Raw genomic sequence first — 1,441 nt, 5'->3', positions numbered from 1 at the left:
GAACAGTGGACATTGGTTATCCCGGAAAGTGACATCAAAACAGCTGTACAAGTGGTGTCCATCGTTGACACGCCGTTTATTCCCCATAACACGCAAGTAACGCTGAATAATACTCGTCAGAACTTCTTGGATAGCTTTAACGCGAACCAACGAAAACTGGCGACTATTCAGCGGAAACAGGCGGAGAATAAGGGCGGAAAGCTCAATATTTGGACAGTTGGGAGAGTGACTTAATGGCAAGCGATAACTTAAACATCGTCCAATATCCAGATGCTGACGGACATAAGGCTTACGTTAAGACCCACGTCCAAGCAGTTGACGGTTTATCAGACGATTTAGCTAAAGCACTCGAGGCAGGAAATTATTTCTTGCTCGATTATGTGATACTCAAGTCTGCTAATGGTACTAAATACAAACTATTTGTATCAGACAACGGTGGTCTTTTCACAGAAAGGAGTGACGCATGACTTTTGACGACTTAGTTAGTCGATTAGAAAAAGTAAAAGATAACTATGATTTGGTTATCGATGGTCTGTCAGGAATTGGTATCTTGGACAGTTATCCGACTTTTGTTTTTACATATAAAAAATCAAACTTTGATGTTCGGTCGTTCCGCAATTTGTGGGACGATTTTTTGTTGGCCAAAAACAGGGTGAATTGGTTGATTAAACTGACCAACGAGAACGGTTTTGTTAAACCCGACGGTACCGATTTAGATACGGTTGACTTCACTTTTCCAAGCGATATTGATGATATGAAAGTCACTGGTTTTTATTCGTTTCAACTCACGAAGATGGAAACCGTTTTGGATCAGTTACTTCATATCCTAATCGACAATAATATCATTTCATCAAAGGTGGCAAGCGATGGCTGATTTGAATGAATTTATTACAAAGCAAGAGTTCATCGACGCTTGGAACAATACTGATTTAGCTAAATTAGTTAATTCGGGGAAAATACAGCAAATGCTCGATTTAGAGCAGACATTTTTATTTTCACTGTCCGATTACGTTAAGAAATCAGACCTACCAGACTTTTCAAAGTTCGCTTTAAAATCAGACATTCCAAGCAGTCCAGACCTATCGAACTGCGCTACCAAAACCGATTTACAGAACGTTGTCACAGATGTAAAGCAACTAACCACCATGAAAAGCCCAGACGGGTCAACGTGGTTGTTATCCATCAACGATGATGGAAACATTGCAACTTACAAAGTGACGACAAAGGAACAATAGAAAGGAGTTTTTATGGCTCAATATGCAAATATCAATAGCAATATTGATACTAACCAAGCGACTTTAATTACTGAATTAAATGGTCGTCAAGGCGATGCCAACCGTGAAGTTTATTTCTGGCTACGCGATGGCAAGATACCGGTTGATTTGTCAGCTAAGACAATCAAGTTATTCGCCAAAGACGCATCTGGCGTTGTAAAGGAAAC

At 39.9% G+C, this 1,441-nt stretch carries 4 protein-coding genes and 1 pseudogene; all 5 read left to right on the top strand.

The window, feature by feature from the left end; translation table 11 throughout:
- The coding region (locus H7198_RS06890) for a hypothetical protein (protein ID WP_274459004.1) at positions 1–234 on the top strand (234 nt) is incomplete at its 5' end.
- Entirely contained in the window at positions 234–467 is a 234-nt protein-coding gene (locus tag H7198_RS06885) for a hypothetical protein (protein WP_274459003.1), read from the top strand. The genes H7198_RS06890 and H7198_RS06885, both read left to right, overlap by 1 nt.
- Complete coding sequence (locus H7198_RS06880) at positions 464–874, top strand: hypothetical protein (RefSeq protein ID WP_274459002.1); 411 nt, start codon at positions 464–466, stop codon at positions 872–874. The genes H7198_RS06885 and H7198_RS06880 overlap by 4 nt, the downstream gene beginning before the upstream one ends.
- Positions 867–1,235 (top strand): hypothetical protein, encoded by a 369-nt coding sequence (locus H7198_RS06875; RefSeq protein WP_274459001.1) that lies wholly within the window; start codon positions 867–869, stop codon positions 1,233–1,235. Before H7198_RS06880 ends, H7198_RS06875 begins: the two co-directional genes overlap by 8 nt.
- Positions 1,236–1,247: 12 nt before the next feature.
- Positions 1,248–1,441 (top strand): annotated as a pseudogene (locus H7198_RS06870) (hypothetical protein); the annotation flags it as partial.

Source organism: Fructobacillus sp. CRL 2054, assembly GCF_028764065.1.
Lineage (GTDB): Bacteria > Bacillota > Bacilli > Lactobacillales > Lactobacillaceae > Fructobacillus.
Note: the sequence above shows the minus strand (reverse complement) of the source record. Positions and strands in the feature narration are given on the sequence as shown.

Coding starts and splice junctions, on each gene's coding strand:
- H7198_RS06885 (WP_274459003.1), top strand. CDS start 234: ATGGCAAGCGATAACTTAAACATCGTCCAATATCCAGATGCTGACGGA.
- H7198_RS06880 (WP_274459002.1), top strand. CDS start 464: ATGACTTTTGACGACTTAGTTAGTCGATTAGAAAAAGTAAAAGATAAC.
- H7198_RS06875 (WP_274459001.1), top strand. CDS start 867: ATGGCTGATTTGAATGAATTTATTACAAAGCAAGAGTTCATCGACGCT.